The organism is Pseudomonas sp. H2_A10 (genome assembly GCF_054680085.1).
In genome coordinates, this window is the sequence record NZ_CP162821.1 from 2455068 (window position 1) to 2475169 (window position 20102).

Annotated in this window: 16 protein-coding genes; 9 read left to right on the plus strand and 7 right to left on the minus strand. The window is 61.3% G+C overall.

The annotated features are described in order from the left end of the window. The first annotated feature begins 21 nt into the window (after positions 1–21). The 5 genes from sctC to AB4O23_RS11510 all read left to right on the plus strand — a co-directional run bounded on the left by sctC (position 22) and on the right by AB4O23_RS11510 (position 3824). Entirely contained in the window at positions 22–1485 is a 1464-nt protein-coding gene (sctC, locus tag AB4O23_RS11490; protein ID WP_083221658.1) for a type III secretion system outer membrane ring subunit SctC, read from the plus strand. Positions 1486–1500: 15 nt separating this feature from the next. Next, a complete protein-coding gene (locus AB4O23_RS11495) occupies positions 1501–1719 on the plus strand; it encodes a FliM/FliN family flagellar motor switch protein (RefSeq protein WP_017527467.1) in 219 nt (72 codons plus the stop codon). Between the two features lie 155 nt (positions 1720–1874). Continuing rightward, positions 1875–2261: a winged helix-turn-helix domain-containing protein gene (locus AB4O23_RS11500; RefSeq protein ID WP_065878199.1), complete on the plus strand. Its 387-nt coding sequence runs from the start codon at positions 1875–1877 to the stop codon at positions 2259–2261. Beyond that, positions 2254–2706 (plus strand): transglycosylase SLT domain-containing protein, encoded by a 453-nt coding sequence (locus AB4O23_RS11505; RefSeq protein ID WP_116079307.1) that lies wholly within the window; start codon positions 2254–2256, stop codon positions 2704–2706. Before AB4O23_RS11500 ends, AB4O23_RS11505 begins: the two co-directional genes overlap by 8 nt. Positions 2707–2795: 89 nt before the next feature. Further along, positions 2796–3824, plus strand: coding sequence for a quinone-dependent dihydroorotate dehydrogenase (locus AB4O23_RS11510; RefSeq protein ID WP_017527470.1), 1029 nt, complete (start codon positions 2796–2798; stop codon positions 3822–3824). Positions 3825–3948: 124 nt separating this feature from the next. Here AB4O23_RS11510 and rmf read toward each other — a convergent pair whose 3' ends face one another. Continuing rightward, positions 3949–4164 (minus strand): ribosome modulation factor, encoded by a 216-nt coding sequence (rmf, locus tag AB4O23_RS11515; RefSeq protein ID WP_002553055.1) that lies wholly within the window; start codon positions 4162–4164, stop codon positions 3949–3951. 531 nt (positions 4165–4695) lie between these two features. Between rmf and rlmKL the strand changes: the two genes are divergently transcribed. Both rlmKL and AB4O23_RS11525 read left to right on the plus strand, forming a co-directional pair. Then, on the plus strand, positions 4696–6960 hold the full coding sequence (gene rlmKL / locus AB4O23_RS11520; RefSeq protein ID WP_017527471.1) for a bifunctional 23S rRNA (guanine(2069)-N(7))-methyltransferase RlmK/23S rRNA (guanine(2445)-N(2))-methyltransferase RlmL: 2265 nt from the start codon (positions 4696–4698) through the stop codon (positions 6958–6960). 138 nt (positions 6961–7098) lie between these two features. Next, the gene (locus AB4O23_RS11525) at positions 7099–9486 is read left to right on the plus strand and encodes a sensor domain-containing diguanylate cyclase (protein ID WP_065878197.1); all 2388 of its coding nucleotides are present in this window, start codon (positions 7099–7101) and stop codon (positions 9484–9486) included. Positions 9487–9520: 34 nt separating this feature from the next. Here AB4O23_RS11525 and dacB read toward each other — a convergent pair whose 3' ends face one another. Then, a complete protein-coding gene (dacB, locus tag AB4O23_RS11530; RefSeq protein ID WP_017527473.1) occupies positions 9521–10996 on the minus strand; it encodes a D-alanyl-D-alanine carboxypeptidase/D-alanyl-D-alanine endopeptidase in 1476 nt (491 codons plus the stop codon). 237 nt (positions 10997–11233) lie between these two features. On the opposite strand from dacB, the gene AB4O23_RS11535 reads away from it, so the two are divergent. Continuing rightward, entirely contained in the window at positions 11234–11578 is a 345-nt protein-coding gene (locus AB4O23_RS11535) for a YggL family protein (RefSeq protein WP_003193255.1), read from the plus strand. Between the two features lie 37 nt (positions 11579–11615). Here the strand turns inward: AB4O23_RS11535 and AB4O23_RS11540 are convergent, their stop codons facing one another. Further along, positions 11616–12806 (minus strand): benzoate/H(+) symporter BenE family transporter, encoded by a 1191-nt coding sequence (locus AB4O23_RS11540; RefSeq protein WP_017527474.1) that lies wholly within the window; start codon positions 12804–12806, stop codon positions 11616–11618. A 233-nt stretch (positions 12807–13039) separates the two neighbouring features. Here AB4O23_RS11540 and AB4O23_RS11545 point away from each other — a divergent pair, with 233 nt between their 5' ends. Next, a complete protein-coding gene (locus tag AB4O23_RS11545) occupies positions 13040–13804 on the plus strand; it encodes a GntR family transcriptional regulator (RefSeq protein WP_015885332.1) in 765 nt (254 codons plus the stop codon). A gap of 126 nt (positions 13805–13930) precedes the next feature. Here AB4O23_RS11545 and guaD read toward each other — a convergent pair whose 3' ends face one another. The 4 genes from guaD to xdhA are packed head-to-tail and all read right to left on the minus strand — an operon-like array spanning position 13931 to position 19978. After that, the gene (guaD, locus tag AB4O23_RS11550; protein WP_068933572.1) at positions 13931–15235 is read right to left on the minus strand and encodes a guanine deaminase; all 1305 of its coding nucleotides are present in this window, start codon (positions 15233–15235) and stop codon (positions 13931–13933) included. A 7-nt stretch (positions 15236–15242) separates the two neighbouring features. Further along, positions 15243–16085 (minus strand): xanthine dehydrogenase accessory protein XdhC, encoded by an 843-nt coding sequence (gene xdhC, locus AB4O23_RS11555; RefSeq protein WP_017527476.1) that lies wholly within the window; start codon positions 16083–16085, stop codon positions 15243–15245. A 52-nt stretch (positions 16086–16137) separates the two neighbouring features. After that, complete coding sequence (gene xdhB / locus AB4O23_RS11560) at positions 16138–18537, minus strand: xanthine dehydrogenase molybdopterin binding subunit (protein WP_068933570.1); 2400 nt, start codon at positions 18535–18537, stop codon at positions 16138–16140. Next, positions 18530–19978, minus strand: a complete 1449-nt coding sequence (gene xdhA, locus AB4O23_RS11565) for a xanthine dehydrogenase small subunit (RefSeq protein WP_460063248.1) — start codon at positions 19976–19978, stop codon at positions 18530–18532. Before xdhA ends, xdhB begins: the two co-directional genes overlap by 8 nt. Positions 19979–20102: the final 124 nt, after the last annotated feature.

The following is a 20102-nucleotide window of genomic DNA, read 5'->3' on the forward strand; positions in this document are numbered from 1 at the left end:
GGCCGCCCCAGGAACCCCACGGTGTACGCTGATTTCACTGCATTGATGTCTCGCCTGCGGCGTTGTCGCGGGCTGCTGTTTGCCGCGCTGATGCTGGGGAACATGCTCGCCAGGGGCGCCACCTATGAAGCGCGGGACGAGAGCCTGCACACTGTTTTCAGCGCTTTGTCGGTGCCCTTGGGCGTGCCCGTGGTTGTGAGCCGGGAAGTGGCGCGTCAACGTTTCAGTGGGGTGCTGGCGCTCGACGCATCGCAACAGACGCTGGAGTCCCTGGCGCTGCAGCACGGCTTGATCTGGTATGGCGATGGGCAAGCGATTTTTGTCTATGACGCCAGTGAGGCGAAAAGCTCGGTGGTGGCGCTGCGGCATCTTTCCATCGACCGGTTTCGCAGCCTCATGCGTCGTTCGGGGCTCGATGAGACGCGCTACCCCTTGCGCGTCAGCGAGGGGCGCACCTTCTATGTGTCGGGGCCGCCCAACTACGTCGACCAGGTGTTGCGCCTGGCTCAATTGATGGACCGCCAGCGCGCCGGGCTGCGCGTGGGTAGCCAGGCCTTTGGCGTGGCTCACGTGCTGAATACCCCTGTGGCCGACCGCGAGTACGCCATGGGCGACCAGAAGGTGACCGTGCCGGGCATGGCGTCGACGATCCAGGCCCTGCTGGCGAGTGAGCACAAGGGGCCGCTGGCTGACCGGAGCCTTGGGGTGACCGCTTATGCCGATACCAACAGCCTGCTGATCAAGGGTAAACCTGCACAGGTGAAGTTTATCGAGCAACTGGTGGCGGAACTGGACACGCCCAGGCGAGCCGTCGAAGTCTCGTTGTGGCTGGTGGACATGAACCGTGACGACATGAAAAAGCTGAACCTCGTCCCGGACAATCAAACCAGCGCATCAAACGCGCACGTTCCGGCGCCGCTGGAAGACCGGCAGTTGATGGAGCAGATCGCCGCGCTTGAACGTCGACGCCGTGCAAGGGTGGTGACGTTACCGGTGGTGCTTACCCAGGAGAACGTACCGGCCGTGTTCGAAGACAACCATACCTTTTACCTGCCGGCTCCCGGAAACGACACGGCTGACTGGAAACCTGTGCCCTATGGTTCTCAGGTCAGTGTGCTGCCGCGCATTGTTGAAGCGAATCAAATCGAGATGTTGCTCAATGTGCAGGATGGCCGCCAGGTCAGTGAGGTGGGGCGGCGTAGTAAACCCACAGCCGTTGGGCGTGTGAGTGTGAGCACGGTGGTGCGCGTGCCCCAGGGCCGGCGCCTGTGGCTGGGAGCGTTCCGGCGTGACGCGCGCGAGCCGGCGTACGGCGTGGCGCGAAGCGATCCTGCCGAGGTTCGTCTGTTTGTGGTTCAGGCCCGGGTGGTCAGCAGCGAAGGGCAGGGCATGTCTGCAGGCTTGGGGCCTCCGCCCTTGACTGCGGCGCAGTACGAGCGGGTGCAACGCGCGTTTGTACGACCGGGCAGTGATCTCTCTCCGTGAATAAGGCGTTAACCCATGCATCTGGAAATTCTTCTGCAGGAACAACTGATCAGTCGCAGGCGCCTGGCCGCCTTTGCGCCTGGGAAGGTGTTGCCGTTGGCGCCCACGGTCATCCATAGCGTTGAGGTGCGGGTCAACGGCCAGCTGTTTGCCTTGGGTGAGCTGGTGCAGTTGGAGGATCGACTTGGGGTTGAGCTGTACGAGGTCTATCAACAATGGGCGCCAGATGGTTGAAGAAAATTCCGACAGGGCAGTTCTTGAAGTCGCCGGATCTATGGCTTTTTTCCTAGCGTGGCTTGCGAAGCAGGTTTCTATAGTCGTGGCGTGGGCGCTGGAGCCCGTATGGAAAATAAGGATTTCAATGTCATTAGTTGGATGCCGAGGTAGCTATGGCCGTCGTGGATGAACGTATGCCGACGACTTCACTGGTCTTTGCCCATTGGACGTTGCATGGCGATGGCCGCCTGACCGGCAGGACCACGGACGTTCAACTGCCGCCCAAGGAGTTGCAGGTTCTGCGGTTGCTGTTGGGGTCTGGCGGGGTGCTGATGACCAAGGATCATCTGTTGGAGCAGGCGTGGCCCCAGGGGGAAGTTGCCGAGGAGTCGCTGACACGTTGTATCTATTCGCTGCGCAAACACCTTGGCGCCGACAAGACATTTATCAAGACGATCTATGGCAGAGGGTATCGCTTTACATGCCCAGTGGAGACCGAGACGCGCATGAGAGCGGCTGGGCAGGTGTGCTTGACCTGCGGCCGAGTCAGCCATGGGTAGGTTCTGGCGCAGGGCCTTCCTGTTTATGGCGGTGATGAGCAGTGAGCAGGCGCTGGCCTTTTGCTGGGAGGAAACGGCCCGTCGCTACGATATCGAGCCGGAATTGCTGCAGGCCATCGCTGCCGTGGAGTCGGATAATCGGCCAGAGGCGGTCAACCCTGCCAACCGCAACGGCAGCCGGGATATCGGCCTGATGCAAATCAACAGCATCCATTTGCCCCGCCTGCTCCAGTCGGGCATTACCGAGGAGCGGCTATTGCGTGAGCCCTGCCTGTCGGTGGAGGTGGCGGCTTCGATTCTGGCCGAATTCATCCAGCGGTTTGGCTACAACTGGACGGCGGTGGGGGCCTACAACGCGGGCACCGGGCCCGAGCGTGAGGCACTGCGCATGCGCTATGCAGAAAAGATCTGGTCGCGTTATGAGGCGCTGGTGCAGCAGCGTTAGTAAGGTTTGGCCGGCACGCCTCGCGTGCATGGTGTGACCCCGGCTATAATCGGCGCCACCTTTCGCTGCCATCCGAGTCTAGCCCGCCCATGTATACCCTGGCCCGCCAGCTGTTGTTCAAACTCTCCCCGGAAACCTCCCACGATCTGTCCCTGGACCTGATCGGCGCGGGCGGCCGCCTGGGGCTCAATGGCCTGGTATGCAAGGCACCGGCAAAAATGCCGGTGTCGGTGATGGGGCTCGATTTTCCCAATCCGGTCGGGCTGGCTGCGGGCCTGGACAAGAATGGCTCGGCCATCGACGGCTTCGCGCAATTGGGTTTTGGCTTTGTCGAGATCGGCACCGTGACGCCGAGACCGCAACCGGGTAACCCCAAGCCGCGTATTTTCCGCCTGCCGGAAGCGCAGGCGATCATCAACCGCATGGGCTTCAACAACTTGGGCGTTGATCATCTGCTGTCGCGGGTTCAGGCCGCCAAGTACAAAGGCATCCTGGGCATCAACATCGGCAAGAACGTTGACACCCCGGTCGAGCGTGCGGTGGATGATTACCTGATCTGCCTAGACAAGGTCTACGCCCACGCCAGCTACGTCACCGTCAACGTCAGCTCGCCCAACACCCCGGGTCTGCGCAGCCTGCAATTTGGCGACTCGCTCAAGCAACTGCTCGAAGCCTTGCGCCAGCGCCAGGAAGACCTGGCCGTGCGCCACGGCAAACGCGTGCCCCTGGCCATCAAGATTGCCCCGGACATGAGCGATGAAGAAACCGTGCTGGTAGCCCAGGCGCTGGTGGATGCCGGTATGGATGCGGTGATTGCAACCAACACTACCCTGAGCCGGGTCGGCGTCGAAGGCCTGGCCCATGGCGATGAAGCCGGTGGCCTGTCGGGCGCGCCGGTACGGGACAAGAGCACCCATATCGTCAAGGTGCTGGCTGCCGAGCTGGCCGGTCGTTTGCCGATTATCGCGGTAGGCGGTATTACCGAAGGTAAGCATGCGGCCGAGAAGATCGCCGCGGGCGCCAGCCTGGTGCAGTTGTACTCCGGTTTTATCTATAAGGGCCCTGAACTGATCCGCCAGTCGGTGGATGCGATTGCGGCATTGCCCAAAAAAGCCTGAGCCACAGCCCATAAAAAGGGCTCCATAAAGGAGCCCCCTGGGCCGAAGCCCGCCGCCCGGATAGGACGTGCGTGGTTAAGTCGTTACATATTCAAAGGTGGTGTGTCGGAATTAAGTGCCCTGATTAGCCGACGGCGTGAAGTTCGTTGAGTCTGTGGATTCCCGCAGTGCCAGTCATACCGTCCCAGTTGTCGCCGCGTCCTTCTCGCCAGCCGTTGATCCAGGCTTGGCGTACCGACGGTAGAGTAAATGGGCAAAGCTCACGGGATTTGCCATGAACGCCATATTGATATCCGCGTAAAAAAGCTCTTTCCAACGGATCACGCTTAAGTCTTCTCATAGGGTGTTTCCCTCACTTGTTGACTGTCTTGATATCCTTCGGCCTCGTCTGAGGCCGGGCAGAGTTTTTCTGCCGTTGGTGGGCTCGCTGCCGGCGTGGCGAGCCAAGTGTCGGCGTCGTTACGGCGCCAACCTGTGTTGAGTTCTAACCAATAGGTCACATGGATTCAATGATCGTTTTGTCATAAGCACGTAACGATAACGATGCTATAGCCATAAGCTGGGCTGGCTTTTCGCCCCATTTGTGTGGCAAAGCCAGCTATGATGCAGCCTGCATAGAGGACGGGTTGAGTCCTTAAGTGAGAATGTCCTCCTGTTGCAGTCGGTTTTTATTCGACGAAGGGTCGGAATATTTCTTTTTGTTGCTTAAAAAATTCATCCTGCCCCGTCACTAAAGGCTCAAGGGCCCGGCAGACGGGGTGGAACGGCACATTCGTGCCACGCGAGCACTCTTCAAGAAAAGTGCTCGATTGAAAATCGAACCGGCGATGCGTCGCCCGTTCACTTATCGCTGAAAAGCCTGGAATGCCCCATGTCGGACCGTTTTGAACTCTTCCTCACTTGCCCCAAAGGCCTCGAAGGCCTGCTGATCGAGGAAGCCGTCGGGCTTGGCCTTGAGGACGCGCGCGAGCACACCTCGGCCGTGCGCGGCATGGCCGACATGGAAACCGCCTATCGCCTGTGCCTCTGGTCGCGCCTGGCCAACCGTGTGCTGCTGGTGCTCAAGCGCTTCCCGATGAAGGACGCCGAAGACCTCTACCACGGCGTGCTGGATATCGAGTGGGCCGATCACATGGTGTCTGACGGCACCCTGGCGGTGGAATTCAGCGGTCACGGTTCGGGCATCGACAACACCCACTTCGGCGCGCTGAAGGTCAAGGATGCAATCGTCGACAAATTGCGCACCCCGACCGGCGAACGGCCCTCCATCGACAAGATCAACCCGGACCTGCGTATCCACCTGCGCCTGGACCGTGGTGAAGCCATCCTGTCCCTCGACCTCTCCGGCCACAGCCTGCACCAACGCGGTTATCGCTTGCAGCAAGGCGCGGCGCCGCTGAAGGAAAACCTGGCGGCCGCGATCCTTATCCGCGCTGGCTGGCCGCGTATTGCCGCTGAAGGCGGCGCGCTGACCGACCCGATGTGCGGCGTCGGTACGTTCCTGGTCGAAGGCGCGATGATTGCCGCCGACATGGCGCCCAACCTCAATCGCGAACTGTGGGGCTTTACGACCTGGCTGGGTCACGTTCCGGCGCTGTGGAAGAAACTGCACGCAGAGGCCACTGAACGCGCGGCCATCGGCATGAACAAAACCCCGCTGTGGGTACGTGGCTACGAGGCGGACCCGCGGTTGATCCAGCCCGCGCGCAACAACATCGAGCGCGCCGGCCTGAGCCACTGGATCAAGGTGTATCAGGGCGAAGTGGGCACCTTCGAGCCGCGCCCGGACCAGAACCAGAAAGGCCTGGTGATCTGCAACCCACCCTACGGCGAACGCCTGGGTGACGAAGCCAGCCTGTTGTACCTCTACCAGAACCTTGGCGAGCGTCTGCGCCAGGCGTGCATGGGTTGGGAAGCGGCGGTATTCACCGGCGCGCCGGACCTGGGCAAGCGCATGGGCATCCGCAGCCACAAGCAGTACTCGTTCTGGAACGGCGCGTTGCCGTGCAAATTGCTGCTGATCAACGTCAACCCGGACCAGTTCGTCACAGGCGAGCGCCGCACCCCGGAGCAGCGCCAGGCCGAACGTGAGCAGGCCGCTTACGATCAGGCCCCGGTCGAGCCGCAAGAGCGTCAGTACAACAAGAACGGTAACCCGATCAAGCCGGCCCCGGCCCCGGTGGTGGAGCAGGCGCGCTTGAGCGAAGGCGGGCAGATGTTCGCCAATCGCCTGCAAAAGAACCTTAAGTTGCTGGGCAAGTGGGCCAAGCGCGAAGGCGTGGACTGCTACCGTGTGTACGACGCCGATATGCCGGAATACTCCATGGCCATCGACCTGTACCACGATTGGGTCCACGTACAGGAATACGCCGCGCCCAAGTCCATCGACCCGGAAAAAGCCTCCGCGCGCATGTTCGATGCCCTGGCCGCCATCCCCCAGGCACTGAACATCGACAAGAGCCGCGTCGTGGTCAAGCGTCGCGAGCGCCAGAGCGGCACCAAGCAGTACGAGCGCCAGAGCGCCCAGGGCAAGTTCACCGAGGTCAGCGAAGGCGGCGTGAAGTTGCTGGTCAACCTCACCGATTACCTGGACACCGGCCTGTTCCTGGACCACCGCCCGATGCGCATGCGCATTCAGAAAGAGGCGGCCGGCAAGCGTTTCCTCAACCTGTATTGCTACACCGCCACCGCCAGTGTGCACGCGGCCAAGGGCGGCGCGCGCAGCACCACCAGCGTCGACCTGTCCAAGACCTACCTGGACTGGGCCCGTCGCAACTTCTCGCTCAACGGTTTCTCTGACAAGAACCGTCTGGAGCAGGGTGATGTGATGGCGTGGCTGGAGGCCAGCCGCGATGAGTTCGACATGATCTTCATCGACCCGCCGACCTTCTCCAACTCCAAGCGCATGGAAGGCATCTTCGACGTGCAGCGTGACCACGTGCAGTTGCTCGACTTGGCCATGGCCCGCCTGGCACCGGGCGGCGTGCTGTACTTCTCGAACAACTTCCGCAAGTTCCAGCTCGAGGACAACCTCAGCGCACGCTATGCGGTCGAGGAAATCAGCGACAAAACCATCGACCCGGATTTTGCGCGTAATGCCAAGATCCACCGGGCCTGGAAAATCACCGCTCGCTGATCGCCGTAGCCAACAGCCGCACGCCTGGTTTATTCCGCGCTTGCGGCTTTTTTGCGCTGGTCAAACCCTGGGTCGGTAGCTATAACTAAGGCCTAGCCAAAGTGACACCCCCGCACGCTGGCGTTGTGAGTGTTGCCTATGCCGTTGCAAGCTGTCCGCCCGAAAATCCTAGGCTTTATCAGTGAACAGGCGTCGGCTTGGCTGGTGGCATTGGTGGTGTTTCTGTCAGGGTGTGCCCTGGCACTCGTCGTCGCCTGGGCCGCCTCCGATCTCTATCAGCAACAGGTGCGCCAGCGCTTCCAGTTGCTGGTCAACGAGCGGTATACCCGCTTGCAGGAACGCTTCGATGATCAGGAACAACGCCTGAACAGCCTGCGAAGGTTCTTCGTTAACTCCAATGATGTGTCCCGCGAAGAGTTCGATGGTTTCGCCCAGCCTTTATTGCTGCGCGCCCGTGCCTATGCCTGGGCGCCGCGGGTATTTCATGAGCAGCGCAGCCAGTTTGAGCAAGAAGCGTCGCGCTTGCGCGGTGAGCCTTTTACGATCCGTGAATTGAACTCGGCCGGTGAGTTGGCCCCGGCGCCGGAGCGCAATGAGTACGTGCCGGTACTCTACATCCAGACACAAAGCCAGCTGGGGTCGCCCCTGGGCTTTGACCTGCTGGCCCAGCCCCTGCGGCGCTCAACCCTTGAGCGCGCACAAAAGAGCGGCCGGTTGGCGGTGTCCCAACCTATGCAATTGGTGGGCGTGGAGCCCGCCTACGCCACCGGGGTATTGCTGGTGGCGCCAGTCGCTTCGGAGCAGTCCGCGACTGAGTTTCGTGGCTATGTGATGGCCGTCATCAGCATGCGCCAACTGATGGCCGACGGTTTGCCCAAGCCGGAGCGGGACAACCTGGTGATGCAGATCATCGATACCTCCGACCAGCAAAGCCGCGTGCTGTATGCCTCCGACACTACGTTGGGCGACAGCGGGCTGGTGGGCGCGCGCCGTCTTACCCTGGGTGACCATGTTTACGCGCTCACCCTGCGCCCGAGCCGGGTGTTCGACCAGTCCAACCATTCTTCGCTGACCGCCATCCTGACCATGGGTGGGTTGCTCAGCCTATTGCTCAGCGCCTTGCTCTATGTGCTGGTCAGCCAGCGCCAGCGCGCCTTGAAACTGGTGGAGCAACGCACCGTACAGTTGCGCCTGCGCGAGCAGGAATTGCGCGACGCCCACGGCCAATTGCGCAGTGTGCTGAATGCCGCCACCCAGGTCGCGATCATCGCCACTGACCTGCGGGGCGTCATCAATACGTTCAATGCCGGTGCCGAACAGATGCTCGGGTTCACGGCCGAGCAGGTGGTGGGCAAGTTGACCCTGGAGAGCCTGCACCTGCCGCAAGAGCTGGAAACGCGCTCCGCCAGCCTGAGCGTGACCCTGGGCAAGCGCATTCCCGCCAGCCAGGCGATGCTGGGAGAAAATACCGACAACCTGCATGAAGCCCACGAATGGACCTTGGTGCGCCGCGATGGCAGCCAGTTGACGGTGAACATGCTCGCCACGGTGTTACTCGATGATCATGGTTTGTGGATCGGGCACTTGGCGATCTACCTGGATGTTACCGAGCAGAAGCGCGCCTACGAGGCCTTGGCGGCGCGCGACCGCCTGTTGAAGAAACTCAGCGCCCACGTGCCCGGCGGGATTTTCCAGTTCACCCTGGAACCCCAGGAGAACTGGCGCTTTATCTATGCCAGTGATGGCATGCGCGACATTTATGAAATCGAAACGGGGGTGTTGCAGCAGGACGCGAAGAAGGCCTTCGAACGTATCCATCCGCTGGATGTGGAACGTGTGCGCGACTCGATACGGCTGTCGGCGTTGCAGTTGAGTCACTGGCGCGAAGAGTACCGGGTGATGCTGCCGCAACGCGGCCTGCGCTGGATTCGTGGCGAGGCTACCCCCGAAGAGTTACCCGGTGGCGGTACGTTATGGCACGGCTATGTGTCGGACATTTCCGATCTCAAACGGGTGGAAGAAGAGCTGCGGGCGCTGTCCATTACCGACTCCCTCACCGGTATTCATAACCGTCGTTATTTCCAGGATCGTCTGAAGGCCGAGATGGTTCGGGTCAACCGGACTTGCGGGGCGCTGTCGGTGATCATGCTGGACATCGATCATTTCAAACGGATCAACGACAAGCATGGGCATGCCGTCGGCGATGGCGTGTTGCAGGAGTTATGCAAACGCATCAGCCAGCGCCTGCGGCGCACCGACGTGTTCTGCCGCTTGGGGGGCGAGGAGTTCATGGTGCTGTGCCCCAACACTGACGGTGAGCAGGCCTATAACCTGGCAATGGATCTGTGGCAGTCGCTGCGCAACGAGCCGATGGCCCCGGTGGGTATCGTCACCGCCAGCTTTGGTGTGGCCAGTTGGCGGGTCGACGAAGGCATCGATGGCTTGTTGCTGCGCGCGGACTCGGCGGTTTACTTGGCCAAGCAGACGGGCAGGGACCGGGTGGAAACCGAACTCTTGCGGGTCTGATGGCCGACGCAGGGCAACAGGTGTGCGGTGTCTGTCAGAGTACGGGAGCCGCGGCCGCCAGTTTAGGCTGGCGATACAGGTCCAGCAGCACCTGATCCAACACCGACGAAGCGCCCCATGGCTTCGGATCATTCAGAATCGCTACCACTGCCCAGGTGTTGCCGTTGTTATCACGGCTGAACCCGGCGATGGCGCGCACGGTGTTCAAGGTGCCGGTCTTGACGTGGGCTTCGCCGCGCATGGCGGTGGTCTTCAGGCGTTTGCGCATGGTGCCGTCAGTGCCGGCAATCGGCATCGAGCTGATGTATTCCGCGGCATAGGGACTTTTCCAGGCGGCTTGCAGCATGGCGGCCATCTCGCGGGCGCTGACCCGTTCGGCACGGGACAGGCCGGAGCCGTTCTCCATCACCAGGTGCGGCGCGGTGATGCCTTTCTTCGCCAGCCACTGGCGCACCACGCGTTGCGCGGCCTTGGCATCGTCGCCATCGGCGTCGTTGCGAAACTGCGCGCCGAGGCTCAGGAACAGTTGCTGGGCCATGGTGTTGTTACTGTATTTGTTGATGTCGCGGATGATTTCCGCCAGGTCCGGCGAGAATGCACGGGCCAGCACCTTGGCATCCTTGGGGACCGGTGCCTGGATATCACGGCCCTGGATGCTGCCGCCCAGTTCCTTCCAGATCGCACGCACGGCGCCGGCGGTGTAGGTGGCGTGGTCCAACAGTGACAGGTAGGTCTGCGAACTGCAGCCGTCGGCCAACTGGCCGCTGACGGTGACCGTTACGCTGCCATCGGCGGCGGTGACCGGGTTGTAGCGCACGTCACCGGTGCATTGCTTGGCGTTGGAAACCTTGACCTGATTGTCGATGCGAATACTGGCGATCGGCGGCTCGACCGACACGATCACGCGCCCGGAGTCATTGCGGGTCACGAAGCGCAAGGCCTTGAGGTTAACCAGCAACGCGTCGGGCTTGACCAGGAACGGTTTGTTCTCGTCATTGCCATCGTCGTTGAACTCGGGCAACTGCGGCTGGATAAAGAAGCCGCGGTCCAGCACCAGGTCGCCGGTGACTTGCTGCACGCCGTTGGCGCGCAGGTCGCGCATCAGCAGCCAGAGCTTTTCCATGTTCAGCTTGGGATCGCCGCCGCCCTTGAGGTACAGGTTGCCCTGCAACACGCCACCGCTGAGGGTGCCGTCGGTGTAGAACTCGGTTTTCCACTGATGGTTGGGCCCGAGCATTTCCAGGGCCGCGTAGGTGGTGACCAACTTCATGGTGGACGCGGGGTTCACCGAGACGTCGGCATTGAAGACGGTGGGGGTGCCTGGCCCGTTGAGGGGGATCATCACCAGGGACAGCGCGGTATTTTGCAGCTTGGCCTTCTGAAGGGCCTGCGCAACGTTGGGTGGCAGGGTGTTATTGACTGGGGCGGCCTTGGCGCAGAAGGCCAGTGGCAGAAGAAAACCGGCAAACAGAACTGAACGCAACGAGGGGGAACGCAACGATTTGATCATAAAGAATAAAACCCTACTGCTGAGGAGGGTGAAAAAAGGCGAGGGGTATGGATGAAAATCCCTCAATGGTCATGAAAGTGTCGGCATTATGCCCCAAGGTAGGCGCACTTGTAGCTGAACCATAGCTGGAAATCGGCGTTTTTTTGCCCGCATCGCACCGCCTGTCCCAGAGAGTCGGGCAATCGCCGCCTTAAACTGCTAAAGTGCCGCCCGTTATTACTTAAGAGGATTGTTCCAATGGCGACTAACCGTTCCCAGCGTCTGCGCAAAAAACTGTGCGTTGATGAATTTCAAGAGCTGGGTTTCGAACTGAACCTGGACTTCAACGAAGGCCTGAGTGAAGAAGCTATCGACGCTTTCCTCGAAGCATTCATCAAAGAAGCCATGGAAGCCAATGGCCTGGGCTACGTCGGCGGCGATGACTACGGTCTGGTTTGCCTGCAGAAGCGTGGCTCGGTATCCGAAGAGCAGCGCGCTGCTGTCGAAGCCTGGCTGAAAACCCGTTCCGAGCTGACCAAGGCTGAAGTCAGCCCGCTGCTGGACGTGTGGTATCCGGAAAAGCCGATCAACGCGGCCAAGTGATACTGAAAAAAACGGCGACCTGAGGGTCGCCGTTTTTTTATGCCTTGCGCCAGTTCAGAATCAGCAGTGTCAACACCCCCGCGACAATTCCCCAGAACGCCGACCCGATGGAAAACAACGTCAAGCCTGACGCGGTGACCATAAAGGTGATCAGCGCCGCTTCCCGTTCCTTCGGCTCGTTCATGGCGATGCTCAGGCCATTGATGATCGAGCCAAACAACGCCAAGGCCGCAATGGACAGCACCAGTTCCTTGGGCAACGCGGCGAACAGTGCCGCCAACGTCGCGCCGAACACCCCGGCAATCCCGTAGAACACACCGCACCACACGGCTGCCGTATAGCGCTTGTTACGGTCTTCATGGGCATGGGGCCCGGTGCAGATAGCCGCGCTGATGGCCGCCAGGTTGATGCCATGGGAGCCGAACGGTGCCAGCACCAACGAGGCCAGGCCTGTGGCGGTGATCAGCGGCGAGGCCGGCACGTTGTAGCCATCGGCCCGCAGCACGGCGACGCCCGGCATGTTCTGTGAGGTCATCGCCACCACGAACAGCGGAATGCCGATGCTGATGGTCGCCGCCACTGAAAAATGCGGCGTGGTCCATACCGGCGTTGCCACTTCCAGGTGAAAGCCGCTGAAATCCAGCAACCCCATCAGACCCGACAGTGCAGTGCCGATCACCAGCGCGGCCAGCACCGCATAGCGCGGCGACAGGCGCTTGATGATCAAGTAAGTGAAAAACATTCCCAGCACCAGGCCGGTGCGATGTTGCGCGGCGACGAAAATCTCGCTGCCGATCTTGAACAGAATGCCGGCGAGCAAGGCCGCCGCCAGCGACGCCGGAATGCGCTTGACCAGTTTTTCAAAGCTGCCGGTCAGCCCGCAGATGGTTACCAGCACCGCACAGGTGATGTAGGCACCGATGGCTTCGCCATAAGTCACGCCGCCCAGGCTGGTGATCAATAGCGCGGCACCCGGCGTGGACCAGGCGATGGTAATGGGCGTGCGATAACGCAGGGACAGGCCGATGCTGCACACCGCCATACCGATGGAAATCGCCCAGATCCACGACGAAATCTGCGCCGTGGTCAAGCCGGCGGCCTGGCCGGCCTGGAACATCAGCACCAGAGAGCTGGTGTAGCCGGTCATCATGGCGATAAAGCCTGCGACGATGGCCGAGGGGGACGTGTCGGCCAGCGGGCGCAAGGGCGCTTGAGCGGCGTCGGTCATGGTGAGGTGTTCCTTTTACCGGAGAAATTACAGATTCAAGCCTAAACTCAAACATGACCGCCCCTTGCAATACAGCCGAGGCCGCAAACAGCCGTACAGTGTGTTGGCGCATTGGGTTGTGTACAATGTGCCACGTTTTTAGGTGATACTTGCCAGCGACCCGTTGTTGCCGTATTACCCTAAAGTTGCCGTATTACCGTTAATTCGCCGCCGTTCTCCCTACCCGAGTGCCCATGAACGAACAGTTGCAACCTCTCAAGAAACAACCGCGAGCCGGCAAGGCCGGACGCAGCGGAACCCAGGACGATATCGTCTACGCACATATCTTCGAGGCCATCCTCGAACAACGCCTGGCGCCCGGAACCAAATTGAGCGAAGAGGCACTGGGCGAAATCTTCGGCGTGAGCCGCACCATTATTCGCCGCGCCCTGTCGCGCCTGGCCCATGAGGGCGTGGTGCTGCTGCGGCCCAATCGCGGTGCGGTGGTTGCCAGCCCCAGTGTCGAAGAAGCGCGCCAGGTGTTCCTCGCGCGGCGGCTGGTGGAGCGGGCGATCACTGAATTGGCGGTGCAACACGCCACGGCCGAGCAGTTGGCCGAGTTGCGCCAGATGGTCAATGACGAACGCGACAGTTTCTCCCGTGGGGACCGTGGTGCGGGTATCCGCCTCTCCGGCGAGTTCCACCTCAAGCTGGCCGAGGCGGCCAAGAACGCCCCGCTGATCAGCTTCCAGCGCAGCCTGGTGTCCCAGACATCGTTGATCATCGCCCAGTACGAAAGCGGCAACCGCTCGCACTGTTCCTACGATGAGCACACCCAATTGATCGATGCGATCGAAGCCCGCGACGCGGCGCTGGCGGTGAACCTGATGATGCATCACATGGATCACATCGACAGCAAGCTCAACCTCGATGAAGAGAGCGCGTCGGATGATTTGCATGCGGTGTTTTCGCATTTGTTGCAGACCAAGAAGCCGGGGCGCTCTTCTATAAAGTTGTAAACCCGATCAGAAATGTGGGAGAGGGCTTGCTCCCGATAGTGCTGTATCAGTCACCTCATTCAGTGACTGACACCCTGCTATCGGGAGCAAGCCCCCTCCCACATTTGTTTTGTGTTGTGGCTGAAACTAGCGTTGATGCACGAGTTGGCCGGCGGCATAGGTCTGCAACACCGTCCGATCATCCCCCAGCGTCATGAGTACAAACAACGTCTCGGCGATGTTGTTGGCCTGCTTCAGGCGATAGCTCAGCAGCGGCGTGGCGTTATAATCCAGCACCAGAAAATCCGCATCGGTGCCCGGCTGCAAGGTGCCGATCTTGTCTTCCAGGCGCAGCGCCCGCGCGCCGCCCAGCGTCGCCAGGTACAGCGATTTGAACGGGCTCAAGCGCGCGCCCTGCAACTGCATGACCTTGTAGGCTTCGTTGAGAGTTTGCAGCAGCGAAAAGCTGGTGCCGCCGCCCACGTCCGTGCCCAGGCCGACATTCAATTTGTGTTTCTCTGCCATCGGCAGGTTGAACAAGCCACTGCCGAGGAAGAAGTTCGACGTCGGGCAGAACGCCACCGCCGAGCCGGTCTCCGCCAGCCGCGCGCATTCGTCATCGCACAGGTGTACGCCGTGGGCAAACACCGAACGCTCGCCCAGCAGGTTGTAGTGGTCATACACATCCAGATAGCCGCTGCGCTCGGGGAACAACGCTTTCACCCATTCGACTTCCTGTTTGTTCTCACTGATGTGGGTCTGCATGTACAGATCCGGGTATTCCCCCAGCAGTTGCCCGGCCAATGCCAATTGTTCCGGCGTGCTGGTCGGCGCGAACCGCGGCGTGACCGCATAGTGCAGGCGGCCCTTGCCGTGCCAGCGCTCGATCAGTGCCTTGCTTTGCTGGTAGCCGGATTCGGCGGTGTCGGTGAGGTAGTCCGGCGCGTTGCGGTCCATCATCACCTTGCCGGCGATCATGCGCAGGTCGAGCTTCTCGGCCGCTTCAAAAAATGCACTCACCGATTGCGGGTGCACGCTGCCGAATACCAGCGCGGTGGTGGTGCCGTTGCGCAGCAGTTCCTTGATAAAAATGTCCGCCACTTCTTCGGCATGGGCCTTGTCGGCGAACTGGCTTTCACACGGGAACGTGTAGGTGTTGAGCCAATCCAGCAACTGTTCGCCATAGGCGCCGACCATGCCGGTTTGCGGCAGGTGGATATGGGTGTCGATCAGGCCTGGGGTGATCAGTGCGTCCTGGTAATGGGTGATGTCGATATCGGCCGGCAGGGTCGGCAGCAGGTCGCTGGCGTGGCCGATGGCGCTGATCTGGCCGTTATCGATTACCAGCAGGCCGTCTTCGAAATATTCGTAGGACGCTTCGATGCCCACTTCGGCGGGGTCGGCGAGGCTGTGCAGGATGGCGGCGCGGTAGGCTTTGCGAGTCAAAGGCATGCTGTTCTCAATTGATAGCTTGGCTGCGACGCGAAGCCGGCAGCAGTTTGGCAATGGGTTCGGCGTTCGCGGTGTGCTGGCCGAAATGGGCGTTGTAGGTGGCGATGATTTCCCCGGCGATGGAGATGGCAATCTCCACCGGCAATTTGCCCTTCACCTCGGTGAGGCCCATGGGGCAACGCATGCGTTGCAATTGCGCGGCGTCGAAGCCGCGATCACGCAGGCGGTGTTCGAACTTCACACGTTTGGTCTTCGAACCGATCAGGCCGAAGTAGGCAAAGTCATTGCGTTTGAGCAGGGCGGCGGTGAGTTCCAGGTCCAGCGCGTGATTGTGCGTCATGACGATGCAGTAACTGCCCATGGGCAAGTCGGCAATTTCGTCCACCGGCTCGTCGCTAACGATTTTACGTACGCCCGGAGGAATATTTTCCGGAAACTCCTGCTCGCGTGAGTCGATCCAGCGCACTCGGCACGGCAGGCTTGCCAGCAAAGGCACCAGCGCACGGCCGACATGGCCGGCGCCAAACACCGCGATCTGCGCCTGCACCCGGCCCATGGGTTCGAACAGCAGCACGGTCGCGCCGCCGCAGCATTGGCCCAGGCTGGCGCCGAGGCTGAAGCGCTCCAGATGGGTGGTCTGCCGGCCGTGCGCGAGCATATCGCGGGCGAGCTGCATGGCTTTGTATTCCAGGTGCCCGCCGCCGATGGTGTCGAAGGTCTGCGTGGCGCTGATCACCATCTTGGAGCCGGCGTTGCGCGGCGTGGAGCCGAGTTCTTCGATGATGGTCACGAGTACGCAGGGTTCGCCACGGTGTTGCAGGTCGGCGAGGGCGCTGATCCAGTTGTTCATAGTCACCTCTTGTGGTGTCTGCCAGGCCGCTATCGGGGGCAGCGCCTCGGTCCTAAAGCGAAGCCGATTCGGTTTCAGTCTCTACAGGCACAACCGCCTGCAACCGCCGCATCTGCTCGCACCCCCACAACACCCGCTCCGGCGTCGCCGGCGCATCGATCTGGGGCTGCTGGCGATAGTCAGCCAGGCTCGCCACGGCATCCTTGATCGCGCACCACGACGCAATCCCGAGCATGAACGGCGGTTCGCCCACAGCCTTGGAATGGAACACCGTGTCTTCCGGGTTCTTGCGGTTTTCCACCAGCTTCACGCGCAGGTCCAGCGGCATGTCGGCCACGGCCGGGATCTTGTAGCTGGCGGGGCCATTCGTCATCAGCTTGCCCTTGTCGTTCCACACCAACTCTTCCATGGTCAGCCAGCCCATGCCCTGGATGAAGCCGCCTTCCACCTGGCCGATGTCGATGGCCGGGTTCAACGAGGCGCCGACGTCGTGGAGGATATCGGTGCGCAGCATTTTGTATTCACCGGTCAGGGTGTCGACGATCACTTCGCAGCAGGCCGCGCCAAAGGCGTAGTAATAGAACGGACGCCCACGGGACTGGCTGCGGTCGTAGAAGATTTTCGGGGTCTTGTAGAAACCGGTGCTCGACAGCGACACCTGGGCGAAATACGCCTGCTGGATCAACGTCTCGAAGGTCAGGATCTGCTCGCGCACGCGCACATGCCCGTTATGGAATTGCACGTCGGCTTCGCTCACGTCGTACTTGCGCGCGGCAAATTCCACCAGGCGCTGCTTGATGGTTTCGGCGGCGTTCTGCGCGGCCTTGCCGTTCAGGTCTGCACCGCTGGAGGCGGCGGTCGGCGAGGTGTTGGGAACCTTGTCGGTGTTGGTGGCGGTGATCTGCACGCGGTCGATGTCGACCTGGAACACCTCGGCCACCACCTGGGCGACCTTGGTATTCAGGCCCTGGCCCATTTCGGTGCCGCCGTGGTTCAGGTGGATGCTGCCGTCAGTGTAGATATGGATCAGCGCGCCGGCCTGGTTGAGGAAGCTGGCGGTGAACGAGATCCCGAATTTCACCGGGGTCAGCGCCAGGCCTTTCTTGAGGATCGGGCTGTGCGCGTTGTACAGGCGAACCGCTTCGCGGCGCTCGGCGTACTGGCTGCTGGCCTCAAGCTCGGCGGTCATTTCTTCGAGCATGTTGTGCTCGACGGTCTGGTAGTAGTGGGTGACGTTACGCTCGGTCTTGCCGTAGTAGTTGGCCTTGCGCACTGCCAGCGGGTCCAGCGCCAGATGCCGGGCGATGGCGTCCATCACTTCCTCGATGGCGACCATGCCTTGCGGGCCACCGAAGCCACGGTAGGCGGTGTTGGACGCGGTGTTGGTCTTGCAGCGGTGGCCGTTGACGGTGGCGTCGCCCAGGTAATACGCATTATCGGCGTGGAACATGGCCCGGTCGACAATCGAGTTGGACAGGTCCGGCGAGCAGCCGCAGTTGCCCGCCAACTCCAGGTTGATGCCGTGCAGGCGCCCGTTGTCGTCAAAACCCACGTCGTATTCGATGTAGAAGGGATGGCGCTTGCCGGTCATCAGCATGTCTTCCACGCGTGGCAGGCGCATTTTGGTCGGTTGGCCGGTCAGGCGCGCGACCACCGCGCACAGGCATGCCGGGCTGGCCGCTTGGGTTTCCTTGCCGCCAAAACCACCGCCCATGCGGCGCATGTCGACGACGATCTTGTTCATCGACACGTCGAGTACTTCGGCCACCAGCTTTTGCACTTCGGTGGGGTTTTGCGTGGAGCAGTAGACGATCATGCCGCCGTCTTCGGTAGGCATTACCGAAGAGATCTGGGTTTCCAGGTAGAAGTGTTCCTGGCCGCCGATATGCAGCGTGCCCTGGATACGGTGTTTCGCGGTGGCCAGTGCGCCCGCCGAATCACCGCGTTGGTGGGTGTGGCTGTCGAGCACGAAGTGCTTGTTGCGATAGGCCTCGACCACATCCAGCACCGGCGCCAGGTCTTCATATTCGATCACGGCGGCCATCGCGGCCTTGCGTGCGGTGTCCAGGTCGCGGGCGGCCACCGCCAGCACCACCTGGCCGACGAACTGCACCGTGTCGATGGCCAGCAGCGGGTCGCCGGGCAGCAGCGGGCCGATGTCTTTGAGGCCCGGTACGTCTTCGTGGGTGATGACGATGCGCACGCCGTCAAAGGCGTAGCACGGCGCGGTGTCGATACTGAGGATTTTCGCGTGGGCGCGGTCGGACATGCGCGCATACAGGTGCAATTGGTTGGGGAATTCCAGGCGGTCATCAATGTACTGCGCTTCACCGCTGACGTGCTTGGCGGCGCTGTCATGCTTGACGCTGCGACCTACCCCGGTGGTCAGGTCCTGGGCGAACAATTGGGCGAGTTCGGCCTGGGTTTTTTCCACGGCGTGATGGTTAGACATAAGCGGTCACCCGAGTCTCGATGTGCGGCGTTTGCAGTTCGATGAAGTATTTGCGCAGCAGGTTCTGGGCGCTGAGCAGGCGGTATTCCTTGCTGGCGCGAAAGTCCGACAGCGGGGTGAAATCCTGGGCGAGGGCGGCGCAGGCTTTTTCCACGGTGGCGGCGTTCCAGGTGGCGCCGATCAGTACGCTTTCGCAGTGCTTGGCGCGTTTTGGCGTGGCCGCCATGCCGCCGAACGCCACGCGTGCATCGCTGACCACGCCGTTGTCGAGCTTAAGGTTGAAGGCTGCGCACACCGCTGAAATATCATCGTCCAGACGCTTGGAGACCTTGTAGGCACGGAACAGAGCATGGCCCTTGGGCACGATGATTTTTTCGATAAATTCGCTGTCCTGGCGGGCGGTGACGCGGTAGTCGATAAAGTAGTCTTCCAGCGCCAGCGTACGTCGGGCTTCACCCCTGCACAGCACGATCTGCGCGCCCAGGGCGATCAACAGCGGCGGCGAGTCACCTATCGGCGAGGCGTTGCCGATATTGCCGCCCAGGGTGCCCTGGTTGCGGATTTGCAGGGAGGCGAAGCGGTGCAGCAAATCGCCGAAGTCCGGGTATTCGTGGTGCAGCGCGCCGTAGCAATCGGACAGCGGTGTGGCGGCGCCGATTTCCAGGCGGTCGTCGAACGACTCGATGCGTTTCATCTCTTCGATATTGCCCACGTAGATCATCACCGGCAGCACGCGGTGAAACTGCGTGACTTCCAGCGCCAGGTCGGTACCGCCGGCCAGCAAGCGCGCTTGCGGGTAGGCGTCATAGAGATCGGCTAGGTCGGCCACGGTGAGCGGCACCAGGCAGCGTTTGTCGCCGCTGTTGAGTTCGCCGGTTTGCGTGGGGGCGATGGCCTTGAGGCGGGCAATGGTCTCGGCCTGGCGGCTGTCGAACTGGTCCTGCGGCTTGTTGCAGCAAGCTTGTTCGGCGGCGGCGAGGATCGGCCGGTAACCGGTGCAGCGGCACAGGTTGCCGGCCAGGGCTTCGTGGGCCTTGGCGCTGTCGGGGGTGTCGCTGTTCTTTTGCAGGGCAAACAACGACATCACAAAACCCGGTGTGCAAAAGCCGCACTGTGAGCCGTGGCACTCGACCATGGCCTGCTGCACGCTATGCAGTTGGCCCTGGTGCTTGAGGTCTTCGACGCTGATCAGCTGCTTGCCGTGCAGCGACGAGACAAAGGTCAGGCACGAATTGAGGCTGCGATAACGGATCCGCTCGGCGCCTTGATCGTCGGTATGCAACTCGCCGATCACCACGGTGCACGCGCCGCAATCGCCGCTGGCGCAGCCTTCCTTGGTGCCGGGCTTGCCCACATGCTCACGCAAATAGTTGAGCACGGTCAGGTTGGGGTCCAGGGCGTGCTCGCTACGGAGTTCCTGGTTGAGTAAAAACTGGATCACGGAAGGCCTCGCAGACTCATTATTGTTGTTAACCGCTTTGCGCCGAATCTAGTCATGTCTGACTTTTCGGTCAATGGTTTTCTGACCTAAGGGTCAAGAAATTGCGATCACAACCTGTTCAATT

Excerpts from the sequence above, each read along its gene's own strand:
- AB4O23_RS11525 (WP_065878197.1), top strand. The coding sequence starts at position 7,099 with ATGCCGTTGCAAGCTGTCCGCCCGAAAATCCTAGGCTTTATCAGTGAA.
- xdhC (WP_017527476.1), bottom strand. The coding sequence starts at position 16,085 with ATGAACAACTGGATCAGCGCCCTCGCCGACCTGCAACACCGTGGCGAA.
- rmf (WP_002553055.1), bottom strand. The coding sequence starts at position 4,164 with ATGAGAAGACTTAAGCGTGATCCGTTGGAAAGAGCTTTTTTACGCGGA.
- AB4O23_RS11540 (WP_017527474.1), bottom strand. The coding sequence starts at position 12,806 with ATGACCGACGCCGCTCAAGCGCCCTTGCGCCCGCTGGCCGACACGTCC.
- dacB (WP_017527473.1), bottom strand. The coding sequence starts at position 10,996 with ATGATCAAATCGTTGCGTTCCCCCTCGTTGCGTTCAGTTCTGTTTGCC.
- xdhB (WP_068933570.1), bottom strand. The coding sequence starts at position 18,537 with ATGTCTAACCATCACGCCGTGGAAAAAACCCAGGCCGAACTCGCCCAA.
- AB4O23_RS11545 (WP_015885332.1), top strand. The coding sequence starts at position 13,040 with ATGAACGAACAGTTGCAACCTCTCAAGAAACAACCGCGAGCCGGCAAG.
- guaD (WP_068933572.1), bottom strand. The coding sequence starts at position 15,235 with ATGCCTTTGACTCGCAAAGCCTACCGCGCCGCCATCCTGCACAGCCTC.
- AB4O23_RS11535 (WP_003193255.1), top strand. The coding sequence starts at position 11,234 with ATGGCGACTAACCGTTCCCAGCGTCTGCGCAAAAAACTGTGCGTTGAT.
- AB4O23_RS11495 (WP_017527467.1), top strand. The coding sequence starts at position 1,501 with ATGCATCTGGAAATTCTTCTGCAGGAACAACTGATCAGTCGCAGGCGC.
- AB4O23_RS11500 (WP_065878199.1), top strand. The coding sequence starts at position 1,875 with ATGGCCGTCGTGGATGAACGTATGCCGACGACTTCACTGGTCTTTGCC.
- rlmKL (WP_017527471.1), top strand. The coding sequence starts at position 4,696 with ATGTCGGACCGTTTTGAACTCTTCCTCACTTGCCCCAAAGGCCTCGAA.
- AB4O23_RS11510 (WP_017527470.1), top strand. The coding sequence starts at position 2,796 with ATGTATACCCTGGCCCGCCAGCTGTTGTTCAAACTCTCCCCGGAAACC.
- AB4O23_RS11505 (WP_116079307.1), top strand. The coding sequence starts at position 2,254 with ATGGGTAGGTTCTGGCGCAGGGCCTTCCTGTTTATGGCGGTGATGAGC.